The organism is Halococcus salifodinae DSM 8989 (genome assembly GCF_000336935.1).
GTDB lineage: Archaea > Halobacteriota > Halobacteria > Halobacteriales > Halococcaceae > Halococcus > Halococcus salifodinae.
Map to the genome: position 1 here is coordinate 255038 of NZ_AOME01000051.1, position 14229 is coordinate 269266.

General features: G+C 64.9%; 15 protein-coding genes and 1 tRNA gene. 11 read left to right on the forward strand and 5 right to left on the reverse strand.

The genetic code is table 11. The annotated features are described in order from the left end of the window. Positions 1-23: 23 nt before the first annotated feature. Together C450_RS08510 and C450_RS21575 are read right to left on the reverse strand one after the other, a co-directional pair. A complete protein-coding gene (locus C450_RS08510; protein ID WP_005042624.1) occupies positions 24-221 on the reverse strand; it encodes a hypothetical protein in 198 nt (65 codons plus the stop codon). Positions 222-248: 27 nt separating this feature from the next. Continuing rightward, complete coding sequence (locus C450_RS21575) at positions 249-1262, reverse strand: hypothetical protein (protein WP_005042625.1); 1014 nt, start codon at positions 1260-1262, stop codon at positions 249-251. Positions 1263-1516: 254 nt separating this feature from the next. Between C450_RS21575 and aroA the strand changes: the two genes are divergently transcribed. The 7 genes from aroA to C450_RS08550 all read left to right on the forward strand — a co-directional run bounded on the left by aroA (position 1517) and on the right by C450_RS08550 (position 10081). Further along, positions 1517-2809 (forward strand): 3-phosphoshikimate 1-carboxyvinyltransferase, encoded by a 1293-nt coding sequence (gene aroA, locus C450_RS08520; protein ID WP_005042626.1) that lies wholly within the window; start codon positions 1517-1519, stop codon positions 2807-2809. Between the two features lie 71 nt (positions 2810-2880). Further along, positions 2881-4146, forward strand: a complete 1266-nt coding sequence (locus C450_RS08525; RefSeq protein WP_005042627.1) for an alkaline phosphatase family protein — start codon at positions 2881-2883, stop codon at positions 4144-4146. 335 nt (positions 4147-4481) lie between these two features. Further along, positions 4482-5672 (forward strand): chorismate synthase, encoded by a 1191-nt coding sequence (aroC, locus tag C450_RS08530; protein ID WP_005042629.1) that lies wholly within the window; start codon positions 4482-4484, stop codon positions 5670-5672. Between the two features lie 177 nt (positions 5673-5849). Then, entirely contained in the window at positions 5850-6323 is a 474-nt protein-coding gene (locus tag C450_RS08535; RefSeq protein ID WP_241430291.1) for a hypothetical protein, read from the forward strand. Then, positions 6323-7894 carry a sodium:solute symporter family transporter gene (locus C450_RS08540; RefSeq protein WP_005042632.1) on the forward strand — a complete coding sequence of 524 codons (1572 nt, stop codon included), beginning with the start codon at positions 6323-6325 and terminating at the stop codon, positions 7892-7894. Before C450_RS08535 ends, C450_RS08540 begins: the two co-directional genes overlap by 1 nt. Beyond that, the gene (locus C450_RS08545; RefSeq protein ID WP_005042634.1) at positions 7891-8364 is read left to right on the forward strand and encodes a hypothetical protein; all 474 of its coding nucleotides are present in this window, start codon (positions 7891-7893) and stop codon (positions 8362-8364) included. The genes C450_RS08540 and C450_RS08545 overlap by 4 nt, the downstream gene beginning before the upstream one ends. A 43-nt stretch (positions 8365-8407) precedes the next feature. Beyond that, positions 8408-10081: an acyl-CoA synthetase gene (locus C450_RS08550; RefSeq protein WP_005042636.1), complete on the forward strand. Its 1674-nt coding sequence runs from the start codon at positions 8408-8410 to the stop codon at positions 10079-10081. Between the two features lie 52 nt (positions 10082-10133). Here C450_RS08550 and C450_RS08555 read toward each other — a convergent pair whose 3' ends face one another. The 3 genes from C450_RS08555 to C450_RS08565 form a co-directional block, all read right to left on the reverse strand. Continuing rightward, complete coding sequence (locus C450_RS08555; protein ID WP_049909967.1) at positions 10134-10373, reverse strand: DUF7127 family protein; 240 nt, start codon at positions 10371-10373, stop codon at positions 10134-10136. 82 nt (positions 10374-10455) lie between these two features. Beyond that, complete coding sequence (locus C450_RS08560) at positions 10456-10653, reverse strand: hypothetical protein (protein WP_005042642.1); 198 nt, start codon at positions 10651-10653, stop codon at positions 10456-10458. A gap of 22 nt (positions 10654-10675) precedes the next feature. Beyond that, complete coding sequence (locus tag C450_RS08565) at positions 10676-11134, reverse strand: DUF7344 domain-containing protein (protein WP_005042644.1); 459 nt, start codon at positions 11132-11134, stop codon at positions 10676-10678. 150 nt (positions 11135-11284) lie between these two features. Here C450_RS08565 and C450_RS08570 point away from each other — a divergent pair, with 150 nt between their 5' ends. From C450_RS08570 to C450_RS08585, 4 genes are all read left to right on the forward strand, one after another. After that, complete coding sequence (locus tag C450_RS08570; protein ID WP_005042647.1) at positions 11285-12061, forward strand: DUF2064 domain-containing protein; 777 nt, start codon at positions 11285-11287, stop codon at positions 12059-12061. A gap of 26 nt (positions 12062-12087) precedes the next feature. Then, positions 12088-12170 (forward strand) — tRNA-Ser (locus C450_RS08575). A 221-nt stretch (positions 12171-12391) separates the two neighbouring features. Continuing rightward, positions 12392-12715: a DUF5785 family protein gene (locus tag C450_RS08580; RefSeq protein WP_005042650.1), complete on the forward strand. Its 324-nt coding sequence runs from the start codon at positions 12392-12394 to the stop codon at positions 12713-12715. Positions 12716-12823: 108 nt separating this feature from the next. Further along, a complete protein-coding gene (locus tag C450_RS08585; RefSeq protein WP_005042651.1) occupies positions 12824-14215 on the forward strand; it encodes a hypothetical protein in 1392 nt (463 codons plus the stop codon). Positions 14216-14229 lie beyond the last annotated feature (14 nt).

A 14229-nucleotide genomic window follows, 5' to 3' on the forward strand; every position in this document is an offset into this window, starting at 1 on the left:
TAGATCGGCTGGTTGGTCAATCGCTACTGTTGCTGATTTGCGAACTCAACGTAGCCGCTGCGGGTTTCTTCGCGTAACAGCTTAGCCATCTCCACAGGGTCTCTTCCGTCAGTCATCTCGATTTCTTTCTCCACTACCCACCCTGCGTCGCTATACAGCGCGACCTGTACGACGTTATCCTCAGTTCCGAACACGAGTGTTACCGTTGCTGTTTCAGACATGTCCTCATGGGTCAACTCGTCTTCAAATTAGATTGGTTCGAAGTAAACGAACCCACCGTCCCACTCGTCCTGCGTTTCACTCCATTCATCTAGTTCCACATTTTCAACCGGGCGTTCGGGGAGTGATTTTATCACTCGATGATCGGTGAAACAGACCTCGCATTCCTGATCGAGATAATCTAGGGGGTTGTGGTTCTCAATCCGTCGCTTCATGCTTTCTGCGTAAGCACGAAACGAACCGGATTCGAGAGTCTGTTCAGGGTTCTCCAGCATTCGCTCCGCTATTTTTTCTTGACTCTGCTCGGACGCTGTACGCTCTAACACGAGTGTGCCACGTTGAACGAGGAAATTCTCGATGTCGCGTGGGATTCGTTGGGGTGTTCGGATTCGTCCTGATTCCTCTATTTTCGTGTTATTGAATCCGTCGGCGTGAGGGGGTTGAATACACGTCATAAACACTATCTTGGGCAGTTTGATGTAATAGTATGTTCCCGCGCCGCAGACGACTGTGGCGTCTATCGCACGATCCCGATAGAATTCCCATCGGTCAGTGAGTTCGGACGAATCTGCTTTCAACTTTAGATCGTTAAATAAAATCATGTGATGCGTGAATGGGTCTTTGTGAACCGGTTCGTCGTTCAGGATGATGTCGTGCCAGATGTCTCGCGCATCCTTGACGGCTTCTCGTTGATGTCTTGGCAGATTTTTCCACTCTGAAAGATCCGAGTGGATGAGTCGCCAGTTTACGGAAATATGGAATCGGTGGAGCCAGTCGTCGTGACTGAACGAGGTTGAGTCTCCTCGTTGATATGGGTGGTATATGTATCCTGCAACGGGACTCTCGAACTTGTTGAGGTGCTCTTCGCAGTCTGGGCACAGCAACTTCTCGTTGTAGTCTTGTATTCGTTCGTCAGGGTTTTCATATCCCCGAAGGAATGGTGATGCCGAACTGTTTTTGAGTTGTTTGAAGACAAATCTGGGGATGATGTGACTGTCTCTGAGTTCCGCTTCGTCACCACAGAGTGCGCATTCGGAGGGCATCGAATCGTGTCGATGTTAGTAGTTTCAAGACTTATAACAAGAGGGTTAATTCGAGATATCGTTGATGTCTGTCTGATCAACAATATCGACGGAGGAAGCTCTGTCTTACTGTCGCATAAACTCAAATGGAAATTCTGCTGAGTATACGTTCTGTATCTTGCACGCCGTTTCTGACGGCCGCTGGAGAGAGCACACAAATCGGAATACGAATTCTGTTGCCAATCCCTATACCATCCCCGTCCGTGCGGGCGATCATGGACGCCGAAATCCGCGAATCCGCGGTCGGGGGACGGGTCGACGCGCCGCCGTCGAAGAGCTACACCCACCGGGCGATCCTCGCGGCGGGCTACGCCGACGGGGAGACCCTGGTCGAACGCCCGCTCGTGAGCGCCGACACCCGGGCGACGATGCGCGCCGTCGAGGCCTACGGCGGAGACGTCACCGAAACCGACGACGGACTCTCGATCCAGGGGTTCGGCGGGCGACCCGAAACGCCCGCGGACGTGATCGACTGCGCCAACAGCGGCACGACGATCCGACTCGTGACCGCGGCGGCGGCGCTCGGCGACGGTCTCACCGTGCTCACCGGCGACGAATCGCTGCGCTCGCGCCCGCACGGTCCGCTCCTCTCGGCGATCGAGGATCTCGGGGGCCGCGCCGAGAGCACGCGCGCGAACGGCCAGGCACCGCTCGTCGTCGGCGGGCCGATCGAGGGCGGGACGGTCGCGATGCCTGGCGACGTCTCCTCGCAGTTCGTGACCGCGCTCCTGCTGGCCGGCGCACGTACTGAGAAGGGAATCGAGATCGACCTCGAAACCGAACTCAAGTCCGCGCCCTACGTCGAGATCACCCGCGAGGTGCTCGCCGACTTCGGGATCGACACCCGATCGTCGGACGCGGGCTTCGCGGTCGCTGGCGGCCAAGCCTACGCGGCGGCGGACGGCCGGTATCGCGTGCCTGGCGACTTCTCCTCCATGTCCTATCTGCTCGCGGCGGGTGCGCTCGCGGCCGACGAGGAACTCGAAGTCCACGGTGCGTCCCCGAGCGCCCAGGGCGACGCCGCCATCGTCGAAATCCTCGATCGGATGGGCGCTGCTGTGGAGTGGGATCGCGAGGCGGGCGTCATCACGGTCGGCCGATCCGAACTCGCGGGCGTCGAGGTCGACGTGGGCGACACCCCCGACCTCCTGCCGACGCTCGCGGTGCTCGGGGCCGCGGCCGACGGCGAAACCAGGATCGTGAACGCCGAGCACGTCCGATACAAGGAGACCGATCGAGTGAGTGCGATGGCCGAGGAGTTGGAAAAGATGGGCGCACGGGTCGAAGAGACACCCGGTTCGCTCACCGTCCACGGTGGCGACACCGATCTCCGTGGGACGCGCGTCGACGGCCGTGGCGACCACCGGATCGTGATGGCGCTCGCGGTCGCCGGGCTGATTGCGGACGGCGAGACGACGATCGCGGGCGCGGAGCACGTCGACGTTTCCTTCCCCGACTTCTTCAGGGAGTTGGCGGGGCTGGGAGCGGATGTGCAGACCACAGAGTGAGCAGCGAAGGCGGACGGCAGCGATATCTGTCCGATCGGTGTCTTCTTTGTCCACCGAGGTGATTTCGACTCGTGCTCCGAACCGATCTCGCCGCCACCCTCCGCGAGGACGAACTCGCGCCAGGCCTCGTTCGTCCCGCGTGGGAGGACTACTGCTTCGGCAACGTCGCCGACACCGTGCTGTCGCTGTTCGGCGACGACGCGAGGCGGCCGCTCCCTGAGGACGTGTTCGACGGTGTCGATACTGAGGGAGTGGAGCACGTCGTCGTTGCGCTGGTCGACGGGTTCGGCTGGAACCATTTCCGGCGCGCTCAGCCCGATCATCCGTTCCTCGACACGCTCGCCGAGCGGGCGACGGTGACGCCGCTGACGAGCATCTACCCCTCGGAGACGGCGGCGGCGATCACCGCGCACAACACCACGACCCAGCCCTGCGAGCACGGCGTGCTCGGCTGGTGGGCGTATCTCGATGAACTCGGGACGACGGTCCAGACGCTCCCGTTCGCCGACGCGGGCGACGACCCGATCGCGCAGACCCACGACACCGACGCCTCGGTGCTGGTCGACGAGCGACCGGTGTACGACCGACTGTCCGGCGATTCGGTGATCGTCGCCCCGACGGGCCAGGCGGATTCGTCGTACTCTCGCCAGGCGACCCGCGGCGCGCGCCACCGCGACTACCACAACGTCGCCCAGGGTGCCTACCGCGTTCGCGAGGAACTCGAAGCCGCGACCGACCCGACGTACTGCTATCTCTACGTGCCGAGCGTCGACTCGCTGGCCCACCACGCCGGCGTCGCTCACCCCGAAACTGACGCCCAGCTCGGCTCCGTCCTCGACGCACTGGAACGGGAGGTGGTCGAACTGCTTGCTCCTACGGTGGCCGAACGGACGTTGCTCGTCGTGACCGCCGATCACGGCGAGGTCGACGCGACGCCCGAGACGACCGTCGATCTTCGAGACGTCGCCCTCGACGAGCATCTTCGCCGGGACGCGAACGGCGATCCGTTGCGGCCGCTCGGTGGACCCCGCAACCTCCAGTTCCACGCCCGCGAGGGCCACCGCGACGCGCTCGTCGAGGCGATCGAAGCGGGTCTCGATCCGCTGGACCCGGTGGTGATGACCCGCGAGGAGCTGCTCGACGCGGACCTGTTCGGCGACCGTGAGCCGAGCGACCGGTTCGAGCAGCGGTGTCCGGACGTGCTCGCGGTTCCGCGCGACGGGTTCGCCGACGTGACCGACGAGGGGCTGTCCTACGTCGGAATGCACGGCGGGATGCACCCCGACGAGATGCTCGTGCCGTTCGCAGCCGCTACGGTCGATTTGTTGCAGGACTGATGGTGGCGCGCGGGAGCGCGTCGGAGACGCGCGACTCGTGCGAGGGATGAGTGAGCGAGGGCGAAGCCCGAGCGAAGGAATCGGTTGGGGAGGCGTGTGGGCGGTGCGGTCCTTGGTAAACTCGAAGGGTAAAACGAATCGAGTGAAGGCTCCGGCGGTCGCGGCGCGGTGCGGTAACTCCAGCGACTGCGTTCCGCGAACGAGCGCGCAGCGCGAGTGAGCGGGTGTTTTTAGTCCAGGTTTTTGGAAGGGGTTCGAGGGAGCGGAGCGACCGAGGACCCCTTGTAAAAAAGTGGGATTGCAACCTTCAAATCCCTGCGCGCCAACTCCGATCCATGAACGGCAACGAGTTCGGGCGGCTCTTCCGCGTCACCACGTTCGGCGAGAGTCACGGCGAGGCGATGGGAGTCACGGTGTCGGGCTGTCCGGCAGGGTTGGAACTCGACGAGGAAGACATTCAACGCGAACTCGATCGGCGGAAACCAGGCCAGTCACAGATCACGACCAGCCGAGGCGAGCCCGACGCTGTCTCCATCAAATCCGGTCTCCAGGACGGCTACACCACCGGAACACCCATCGGCATGGTGATCCAGAACAAGGACGCTCGCTCGGGGAAGTACGAGCCGTTCATCACCGCCCCCCGACCGAGTCACGGCGACTTCACTTACTCGGCGAAGTTCGGCACCCGCAACTGGGGCGGCGGCGGGCGCTCCTCCGCCCGCGAGACCGCGAACTGGGTCGCCGCCGGCGCAATCGCGAAGCAGATCCTCGCAAGCGAAGGGGTCGAGATCAGAGCGCACGTCAACCAGATCGGCGATATCCAGAGTCCTGAGGTGAGCTTCGAGGCGATGGGCGAACACACGGAGGAAAACGAGGTCCGGTGTGCGCACCCCGAGACCGCCGAGCGGATGCGCGAGCGGATCGCCGAGTATCAGGAGGAAGGCGACTCGATCGGCGGCTCGATCGCCTTCGAGATCCGCGGCACGCCCCGGGGCCTCGGCGCACCACGGTTCGACTCCGTGCCGGCGCGACTCGGCCAGGCAATGTTGAGCGTGCCCGCCGCCACGAGCTTCGAGTTCGGGTTGGGGAAAGAAGCCCGTCAGTATCGGGGAAGCGAGCGCAACGAGGACTGGACCACCGACGAGAACGGTGATCCCATTCCGGTCGGCAACGACCACGGTGGTCTCCAAGGAGGAATCACGACCGGCCAGCCGATCACCGGGGAGGTGACCCTCCACGCCCCGACGTCGATCCCGAAAGAGCAGACCACCGTCGACTGGGAGACCGGCGAGGAGAAGACCGCTCAGGTCATCGGCCGGCACGATCCCGTCCTCCCGCCGCGGGGCGTCCCCGTGGTCGAGGCGATGTGCGCGCTCACGATGGTGGACTTCATGCTCCTGGGGGGACGGATCAACCCCGATCGACTCGACGGGAAGGCCGGCGAGTACGACACCGACTACCACCCAAGCAGCCCGGAGAACGACCCCGCCGATGCGCCGACGAGCGCCGAGTCGACCGAGGACTGAGATCGGTATCGACCGCCGGCCGGGTTCGGTATCGACTGCCGACGACATTCTCCGGAGAACGGTTCGTTCTGGTCACAGTCGCCAAAACTGTCGGCCGTCAGCGGCGTCGATCGCGCTGCGATCGTGGGTTAACATGTTAATGCGCATCTTTAACACGCTATCCGTTGACGAACGGCCGTGTCACGTAATACAGTCATGACGGCGGTCGGCGTCCTCGCGCTCGGGGCGCTGGTGGCCACGATCCTGGGGTCGTTCCGTGCCCTCTCGTACATCGCCGCGCTCCTCATCGTCGGTGTCGTCGCGAGTTCGTCGATCGAACGCGGATCTCGCGAACTCGATCTCGCCCCGTACAGGGGGCTGATAGCACTGCTTGCGACGACGCTCCTCGCCGGCGTGACGGCGATCTGGCTGCTCTGGTCGCCTGGCCAGACCGAGTACACCTACGTGTTCGGGATCCCGCAGGCGACGCTCGCGTATCTCGTACTGATCTGGCTCGTCCCGCTCGCCGGGGCGATCCTCTACTCGCTACGATTTCCCGCGATCGGCGGCGACGAGATCGTCGACGGGATCATGGAGCGGGCGCGGTCGGCCCAGGAGGGACGGCGGCTCCCGTTGGTGCCCGACCGGACCGCTCGGGAGGGTGACGACTAATGCTGCCCCTCCAGGCAGAAATCCCGGTCGCCGACGATCCGTTCGTGTTGCTGTTCGGCTCGGTGTATCTCCTGATGGTGCTCGCCATCGGGGCGTGGGGGTATCTCCAAACCGAATCGACGAAGGATTTCCTCATCACCGGGAAGTCGATCGGGACGTGGGTGCTCGCGCTGACGGCCTTTTCGGTCATCCAGTCGGGCTTCGGGTTCGTCGGCGGGCCGGAGCTGATCTACGCCTACGGGACCACCTCCTTCTGGATCTTCCTGACCGCTCCACTCGGATTCCTCGTCACGTGGGTCGTCCTCGCGAAGCGGATGCGGATCCTTGCGGACGTCAGAGACGTGCTCACGCTCGCCGACGGGATGTACGTCCGCTACGAGAGCGCGTGGGTCCGGGGACTGACCGCGATCGCGGTCGTCGTCGGCGTGATCGCGTATCTCGCTACCAATCTCGCCGCGCTCCAGTACGTGATGCGCGCCATCTTCGGGATCCCCGTCATCTACGGGCTGTTCGGCGGCGCACTCATCCTCCTGCTGTACAGCGCGCTCGGCGGGATGATCGCGGGCGTCTGGACCGACTTCGTCCAGGCGATCACGATGATCGTTGGCGCGGTCATCGTCTTTTTCTTCGCGATCTCCTTCGGCGGCGGGATCGGGAACATCTCGCGGAACCTCGCGACCGCCGATCCGTCGTTGATCTCGCCCTTTGGCTCCCTCGGCGTCGACGCGGCGCTCGCAGCGCCGATCTTCGGTGCGTTCGGCTGGTGGATCATGTTCTCGATCGGGGCGGCCGGCCAGCCCCACCTCATCACGAAGTTCTACATGAGTCGGAACCTCAAGATACTCCGATGGGGTGCGCCGATCGCCGCCATCTCGTATGCGATTTCGAGCCTGCTTGCGCTCTCCACAGGACTATCGCTGCGCGCGATGGTCGAGGCGGGCGAGACCTCCGCCCCCGCGAGCGCCTCGATCGCTGGCCCGGTGTTCGTCCTCGAACACACACCCGGTGTCGTCGCCGGCCTGATCCTCGCCGCGCTGCTCGCCGCGATTATGTCGACTAGCGACTCGTTCCTCAACATCGGCGCGGCGGCGATCTCCCGAGACATCCCGCGCGCGCTGGGCCGCACCATCGACGACGACCGGACCGAGCTCCGAGTCACCCAGGGCGCGCTCGCCGGGCTCACCGTGATGGCCACGCTCGTGGTCTTCTTCTCCGACGAACTCGTCGGCATCCTTGGCACCATCGGCTGGGGCTTCTTCGCCGCCGCCATCTTCCCGATCGCGGCGCTCGGGATGAACTGGAAGGGCGCGACGAAGCAGGGAGCCATCGCCGCGGCCGTCGTCGGGATGGCGATCAACATCGTGTTCAGTGCGGTGCCGCGGATCGGCCAGGCCGCGGGAGCCGAGGCGTTCGGGGGCGCGATCACCGACTTTTACGACGGGCTGTTCACCGGTCTGCCGGTCGGCGCGGCCGCGCTGCTCGCGGCCATCGTCGCGTTCGTCGGCGTCTCGCTCGCCACCCAGTCCGACTCGTCCGTTCCGGAGGACGTCGCCGCCATCATGGAGCGATGAGCCAGCGCGAGATGCAGCCATCGACAGGCATCGAGGGACGGTTCACCGAGTGGTTCCGGAACCGGCCGACCTCGCTGGAGTTCTGGGAGGTGCTGATCGGCGAGGATCGACTCGCCTGCTGTTTCGCCGGCGAGTCGTTCAGTTCCCATCTCCTCCGGGCCGACATGGGCGAGTCGACCCGTCGCGCACTCGACGACTGCTCGACGATCGAGGCGGCCGTCGGGCTCGACGAACGGAACTTCGTCGTCCCGCTGTCGTCGGTGACGGTACTCCGACTCCGCAAGGGCACTCGGACCAGACGGGCACGGCTGACGCTCGCGTGGGACGACGCTGAGGGCGAAACGTCGTGGACGCTCTCGAACACGAACCGTGGCGACGAACAGGCCGATCTCGTCGAGATCCTCGCCGAGCGCGACGCGCTGGCCGAGGCCGAAGTCGAGATCGAATCACCACGGCTCGCCTTTCTCTGAGGCGAACCGTTTTCTGGACCCCAACTGACGTTACCAACGACCAATGACCTGGACACTCACCCTCGACGACGACAGCTACGAGACGGCGCGCGAGCGGTTCGCGTGGGGACTGCCCGACGACTACAACCTCGCATACGATCTCGTCGGGAAGCACGACCCCGATCGGCCGGCACTCTATCAAGCCTATCCCGACGGCCGCCGCGAGACGTACACGTTCGGCGACCTCGACGCGCTCTCGGATCGCCTCGCGAACGGGCTCGCCGAGCGCGGGATCGAACGTGGCGATCGCGTGGCGGTCGTTCTCCCCCAGCGCCCCGCAAACGTCCTGACCCACCTCGCGTGCTGGAAGCTCGGCGCGATCTCGCTCCCGCTGTCGGTCCTCTTTGGTACTGATGCGCTGCGCTATCGCCTCGACGACAGCGGTGCGCGGGTCGTCGTCACCGACCCTGACGTGACGGAGACCGCGCTCGACGTGGCCCCCGACTGCGATGCGCTGGAACACGTCGTCGAGGCCACGCCCGGTGACGTTGCGGACGCCGGAACGCCGACCGAGGGTGCGATCGCGTTCGCCGATTTCCTCGCTGACGAGGGGTTCGAGACCGCCGAAACGGACGCCGATACGCCCGCGGTCATCCTCTATACCAGCGGCTCGACCGGCCCACCCAAAGGAGTGCTCCACGGTCACGGCGTCTGGGTCGGGCACTGTCCGGCCTTTGCGATGTACTTCGAGCACGATCTCGATGGTGTCTACTGGACGCCCGCCGACTGGGCGTGGATCGGTGCGCTCGGCGACCTCGTGTTCCCCGCATGGCACTACGGCCAGCCTGTCGTCGGCTACCCGATGGAAGGGTTCGACGCCGAGACCGCGTTCTCGCTGCTGGCGGAGTTCGACGTGACCGGGGCGTTCGTGCCGCCGACGGCGATCCGGATGCTGATGGGGATCGACCATCCGGCCGAGCGGTACGATCTCTCGCTCGAAGCGATCTGCTCGGGCGGCGAGCCGCTCACACCCGAGATCCTCGATTGGGCCGACGAGACACTCGCTGGCGTGGTCGTCAACGAACTCTACGGCCAGACCGAGGCGAACCTGCTCGTGACCAACAGTCAAGAGTGGTTTCCAGCCCAGCCAGGCAGCATGGGCAAACCGGTGCCGGGTCACGACGTGGCGATCGTCGATCCCGAAACCGGCCAGCAGCATCCACGCGGCGAGACCGGCGAGATCGCCGTCCGGCGTGGCGACGACCCGGTGATCTTTCAGGAATACTGGAACGAACCCGAGAAGACTGCGGCCGCCGCCGTCGAAAACTGGCATCTGACCGGCGACCTCGGAACACGCGACGAGGACGGGTATCTCTGGTTCAAGTCCCGCGACGACGACCTCATCATCACGAGCGGCTACCGCGTCGGGCCGGGCGAGGTCGAGGCGGCGATCCTCGACCACGCCTCCGTCGAGCAGGTCGGCGTCATCGGCGTCCCCGACGAGACCCGCGGCGAGATCATCAAGGCGTTCGTCCAGCCCGTTGCGGGTGTGTCGGGTTCCGACGGGCTGCGTGAAGAAATCCAACAACACGTCCGTGATCGTCTCGCGAAGTACGAGTACCCGCGGGCGATCGCGTTCGTCGAGGATCTTCCCCAGACGACGACCGGCAAGATACAGCGCCGAAAACTTCGCGAGCAGGAATCCAGGGACGGGGACGCGACGACGAAAACCGACTGAGGCGAACCGGCGGAGTTGGCGAAAGCAGGCGTTCGGTTCGCCCGTCGCCGCCTCACTCCGTGATCGTGAGCACGCCGTTGTTGGCGGCGACCTCGCTCGCCTCGGCGGGGAGTTCGAACTCGAACTGCTCGTCGCCGGCGATCACGATCGCCGTGTCGTCGAGGATGTCGACCGCGAGATCGCCGCGAGCGGTCCCGAAATCCACGGCGACGAGGCTGCCGTCGTCGTAGTCGTGTTCAGTGACCACGGTACCCCGATCGTCGGCAGTCCGCAGTTCTTGGGGTGTCCTCACAGGTGTGTGTTGGTTCTCGGTACGGGTAAGCACTCTGCTCGCGGATGCCGGGCGGTCCGGATCGGCCGTTCTCCGCGTCGAGTCACCAGTACGGGTTCGCGAGCCACCGCCGCGAACGGCTGCCGACTGCGCTCGCGGCCACGACGTACAGGGCGGCGAGCGCCACGACGATCACGGTCGTAAGCTGGAGCGCCGAGAGCGCGAGCGTTACGAGCGCACCGATCCCCGCAAGAAGCGTCGCGGCAACCACGACGGCGGCGGCGAGTTGTGAAGCGTGCATCGGAGATGCTGTTGGGGGTCGATCAGGCGACCGGTTCGTGTTCGCGTTCTGGCTCGCAGGCGTGTTCGATCGACTCGACCAGCGCCGCCAGTTCGTCGACGGACTGGCCGTGGGCGATGTCGCCCGAACGGTCGTTCCAGTCGACCACGCTGGCCGAATCGAGCTTCGGGAGGTGGTTCTGAAGCAGGGAGACGTAGACGGTCTTTCGCTGTTCGGCCGAGACCGCCGTGGGCGCGATGTCGTTTTCTTCGCCGGCGATCGTTCGTGCGAGATCGCCCATCTGGACGCTCTCGTCGCGATCGAGCGCCGAGATGTGGCGGATGACCGCGCGTCGGCGGGCGTTGCTGATCAGCTCGCAGACGGTCTCGGTCGAGAGCGGGATCGACCCGGTCGGCCGATCGGTCTCGTCGGCGGCGCTGAGTCCCGAGAGGAGCCACTGTGGGACGCCCCACGACGAACCGGCCGCGTTGTCGGAGACCATTGTTCTCACGCGTTCGGACACGGCCATCGTTGATAAGATTCGCGGTCCGCCGAAACCGCCACCAGTCGCACCGATAGCGACTGCAGCCACAGTTCGGCCCCACCGCGCCCGAGCCGCGTCGTTGAAGGGACCACGACGCCGATACCGACCATGCCCACCACCGCCGTGCTCTGTGATCCGCCGCACGAAGGACTCGTTCTCACCGAACTGGCGGCGACGACACCGCTCTCGAAAGCCGAGACCGCCGATCTCTACGCCGCAATGTATGCCGACACCCTTCGGGCGGTCGAAGCCAGCGCGAGCGAACTGCTCGTCAACTACCGATCCGACGAAGATTTGCCAGGGGAGCCTGACGGCGAGGACGCTGACGACGCCGAGAGTGCGGTGCGCAACCTCGCGGACGTGGCGCTCGACGATCCAGGGGCAGCGCGCTACGAGGTCCAGATCGGCTCGACGTTCGCGGCCCGGATGGGTAACACTGTGAGCCATCTGCTCGACACCGAGGACGCGGGCTCGGTGGCGGTGATCGAACCCACCGTCCCCTTCCTGACGCGCAGCGCCCTCGACGGGATGGCGATGAAACTTCGCCGGAGCGACGTCGTGCTCGGGCCGGCGTCGGCAGGTCGGGTTCACTACGCCGGCTTCGCGTCGCCCATCGATTTCGAGGACGCCGACGCACCGCCCGCGATCGAGACACTGACCGATCGTGCGCACGACGCCGGCCACGAGGTCGACTTCGGCCCAATGGCCCCTCTCATCGAGACCCGCGAAGACATGATCGGCGCGCTCTCGCTGATCCGGGCGCGCCGGCGTGCCGGCCGCGAAGTGCCGGCGCGAACCGCCGCGTGTCTCGACGATCTCGGTCTGGAAGTCGTCGAAAACGAGGGCGACCTCGCGCTTTCGAAACCGGACACCGACAGCGATTAGGTGCGTGGGTCGATAGACCCGATCGCGGTGGGGTGGCAGAGTGGACTATCGCGCCTGTCTTGAAAACAGGTGGCCTATGGCCTCATGGGTTCGAATCCCATCCCCACCGATGGCTTGCGAACATCCTGTGAGCGCCTCGTGCGCGAGCAAACCACGTGAGCAAGCAATCGAGACGTTGGGATTCGAAGTAGACCAGTCGCAGCCCGCACAGCGAACGAAGTGAGCGAGCAGGAACGTCTGGCCGTCGTTCGAATCCCATCCCCACCGCGTTTCTCGTGACCACGCACGACGAGCAGCAACCCTTTTGCGCCGACCGATCCATCGACCGGTATGGCTGACTGGCCGCACGATCCCGACGGCGAGGAGGGCAGCGAGGGAATGCGCAAGTACGGACAGGCGATCGTGGCGAAGAAAGTCGACGACGAAGAGGACTTCCCGCTCGACGTCGCCGCGTTCGTCGATGCACACGGCGACGATCCGATCCGGCTCAACCACGAACGGGTCGTGAGCCTCCGCGAGGTCTTCGACGGCGTCGAGGACGAGGAGATCGACGACATTCAGACGATGCACCGGCGGGTCGGCAAGGCGATGCGCGCGAACGGGTTGTGGGAGTACACGCCCGGCTCCGACGCGGCAAGTCGCGGCGGAGCCTAACGACGGACGGGTTTTCCGTCCCTGAGTCACGGGCGGGCCGCACCGTTCGATCGATCGTGTTTGCGGCGAGACGGAAGTGCCTAAACCCCATCGATCGGAGGGGTGGACATGGCTGGCGGCACCGATTCCAGGTCGCGCCCGGGACTGTTCTCGTTCCGTGAGATCCTCGTCGCGGGCTGGGTGACGGTCACGTCACTGATCTTTTTCAACGTCTTCGTCCGGTTTTTCTACCGCACGATCCTCGACAACGACGTCGGGGTGCCGATCCACTGGCCGATCAGCAAGTTCGCGGTTCGGCTCGGTCGTCTCGATATCTCGCGTGTCGGGGTGCTGGTCGTACTCGCAGTCGTCGTTTTCGCGGTGGCGACCGCGTATCTCCTCTGGTTCGATCGCACCAGCCTCTGGCCGGTCGTCGTCGCCGGGGCGGTGTTGCTCGTACTCACCACGCTCACGCAGGGCCATCAGGCCGGACTCATCAGACCCATTGCCAACGGCGGGTCGTACTACCGCGCGGCGGTCACGGTCACCGATCCGGTCGCGTTCGTCACGACGTTCGAGGCGAACCAGTTGGGGCTCCCGCTCCACGCGCGGACTCATCCGCCGGGGGCCGTACTCTCGTTTTGGGTGCTCGATACGCTTCTCCCGTCGACCCGCGCCGTCTCGCTCACCGTTGGGATCGGTTCGCTCGCGCTCTCGGCACTTCTCCTCCATCGACTGCTCGTGACGTACTACCCCCGCGACGTCGCCCAATACACCACGTATCTGTTCGTCCTTCTGCCCGCGGTTCAGATCTACTCCCTCACGACCCTCGATGCGCTCATCACCGTCGCGGCGCTCGGCGCGATCTACTGCTTCACCCGTGAGTCGCCGATCGTGGCGACGTTCGGCACGCTCGTCTGCCTGTTCGTCGCCGCCTCCCAGACGTTCATGACCGTATTTTTGGGGCCTGTACTCGTCGGGCTCGCACTCTTGCGCCGCGACCGCATCGCACCGCTCGTCGTGATCGGCCTCTCGTCGCTCGGAATTTATGTCCTCGTGAACGTCGTCCTCGGCTACGACTACATCGCCTCGTTTCTGACCGCCTCCCATCAGCAGAACCCGAACGGCTTTTTCCCGCTCGCCGAGCCGCTGCGCTATCTCACCACGCGAGTCGAGAACGTCGCCGAGATCGCGCTCTTTTTCACGCCGATGCTCGCGGTGCTCGCGGTTCGCGGGGTGGGTGTGCTGTGGCGGTCCGCACGTGGTCTCAGCAGGCTCGACCGCGAGCCGCTCGTCATCTTCGGGCTCGCGGCCGGATCGCTACTCGGGCTGTTCGCCGTCGGTGTCTATCACACCGGCGAAACCGCTCGCGGCGCGATGTTCATCTATCCGTTTTTGATGATTCCAGTCGCCGCCGCGATCCGAGCTGCCGACCCCACGAGACGGCGTGAGGCGCTGCTCGCGGCCGCAGTGTTCGGACAGGCACTCCTGATGCAGCTCGTCGGGGACTACCTCTGGTGAGGGGTGCGATAGCA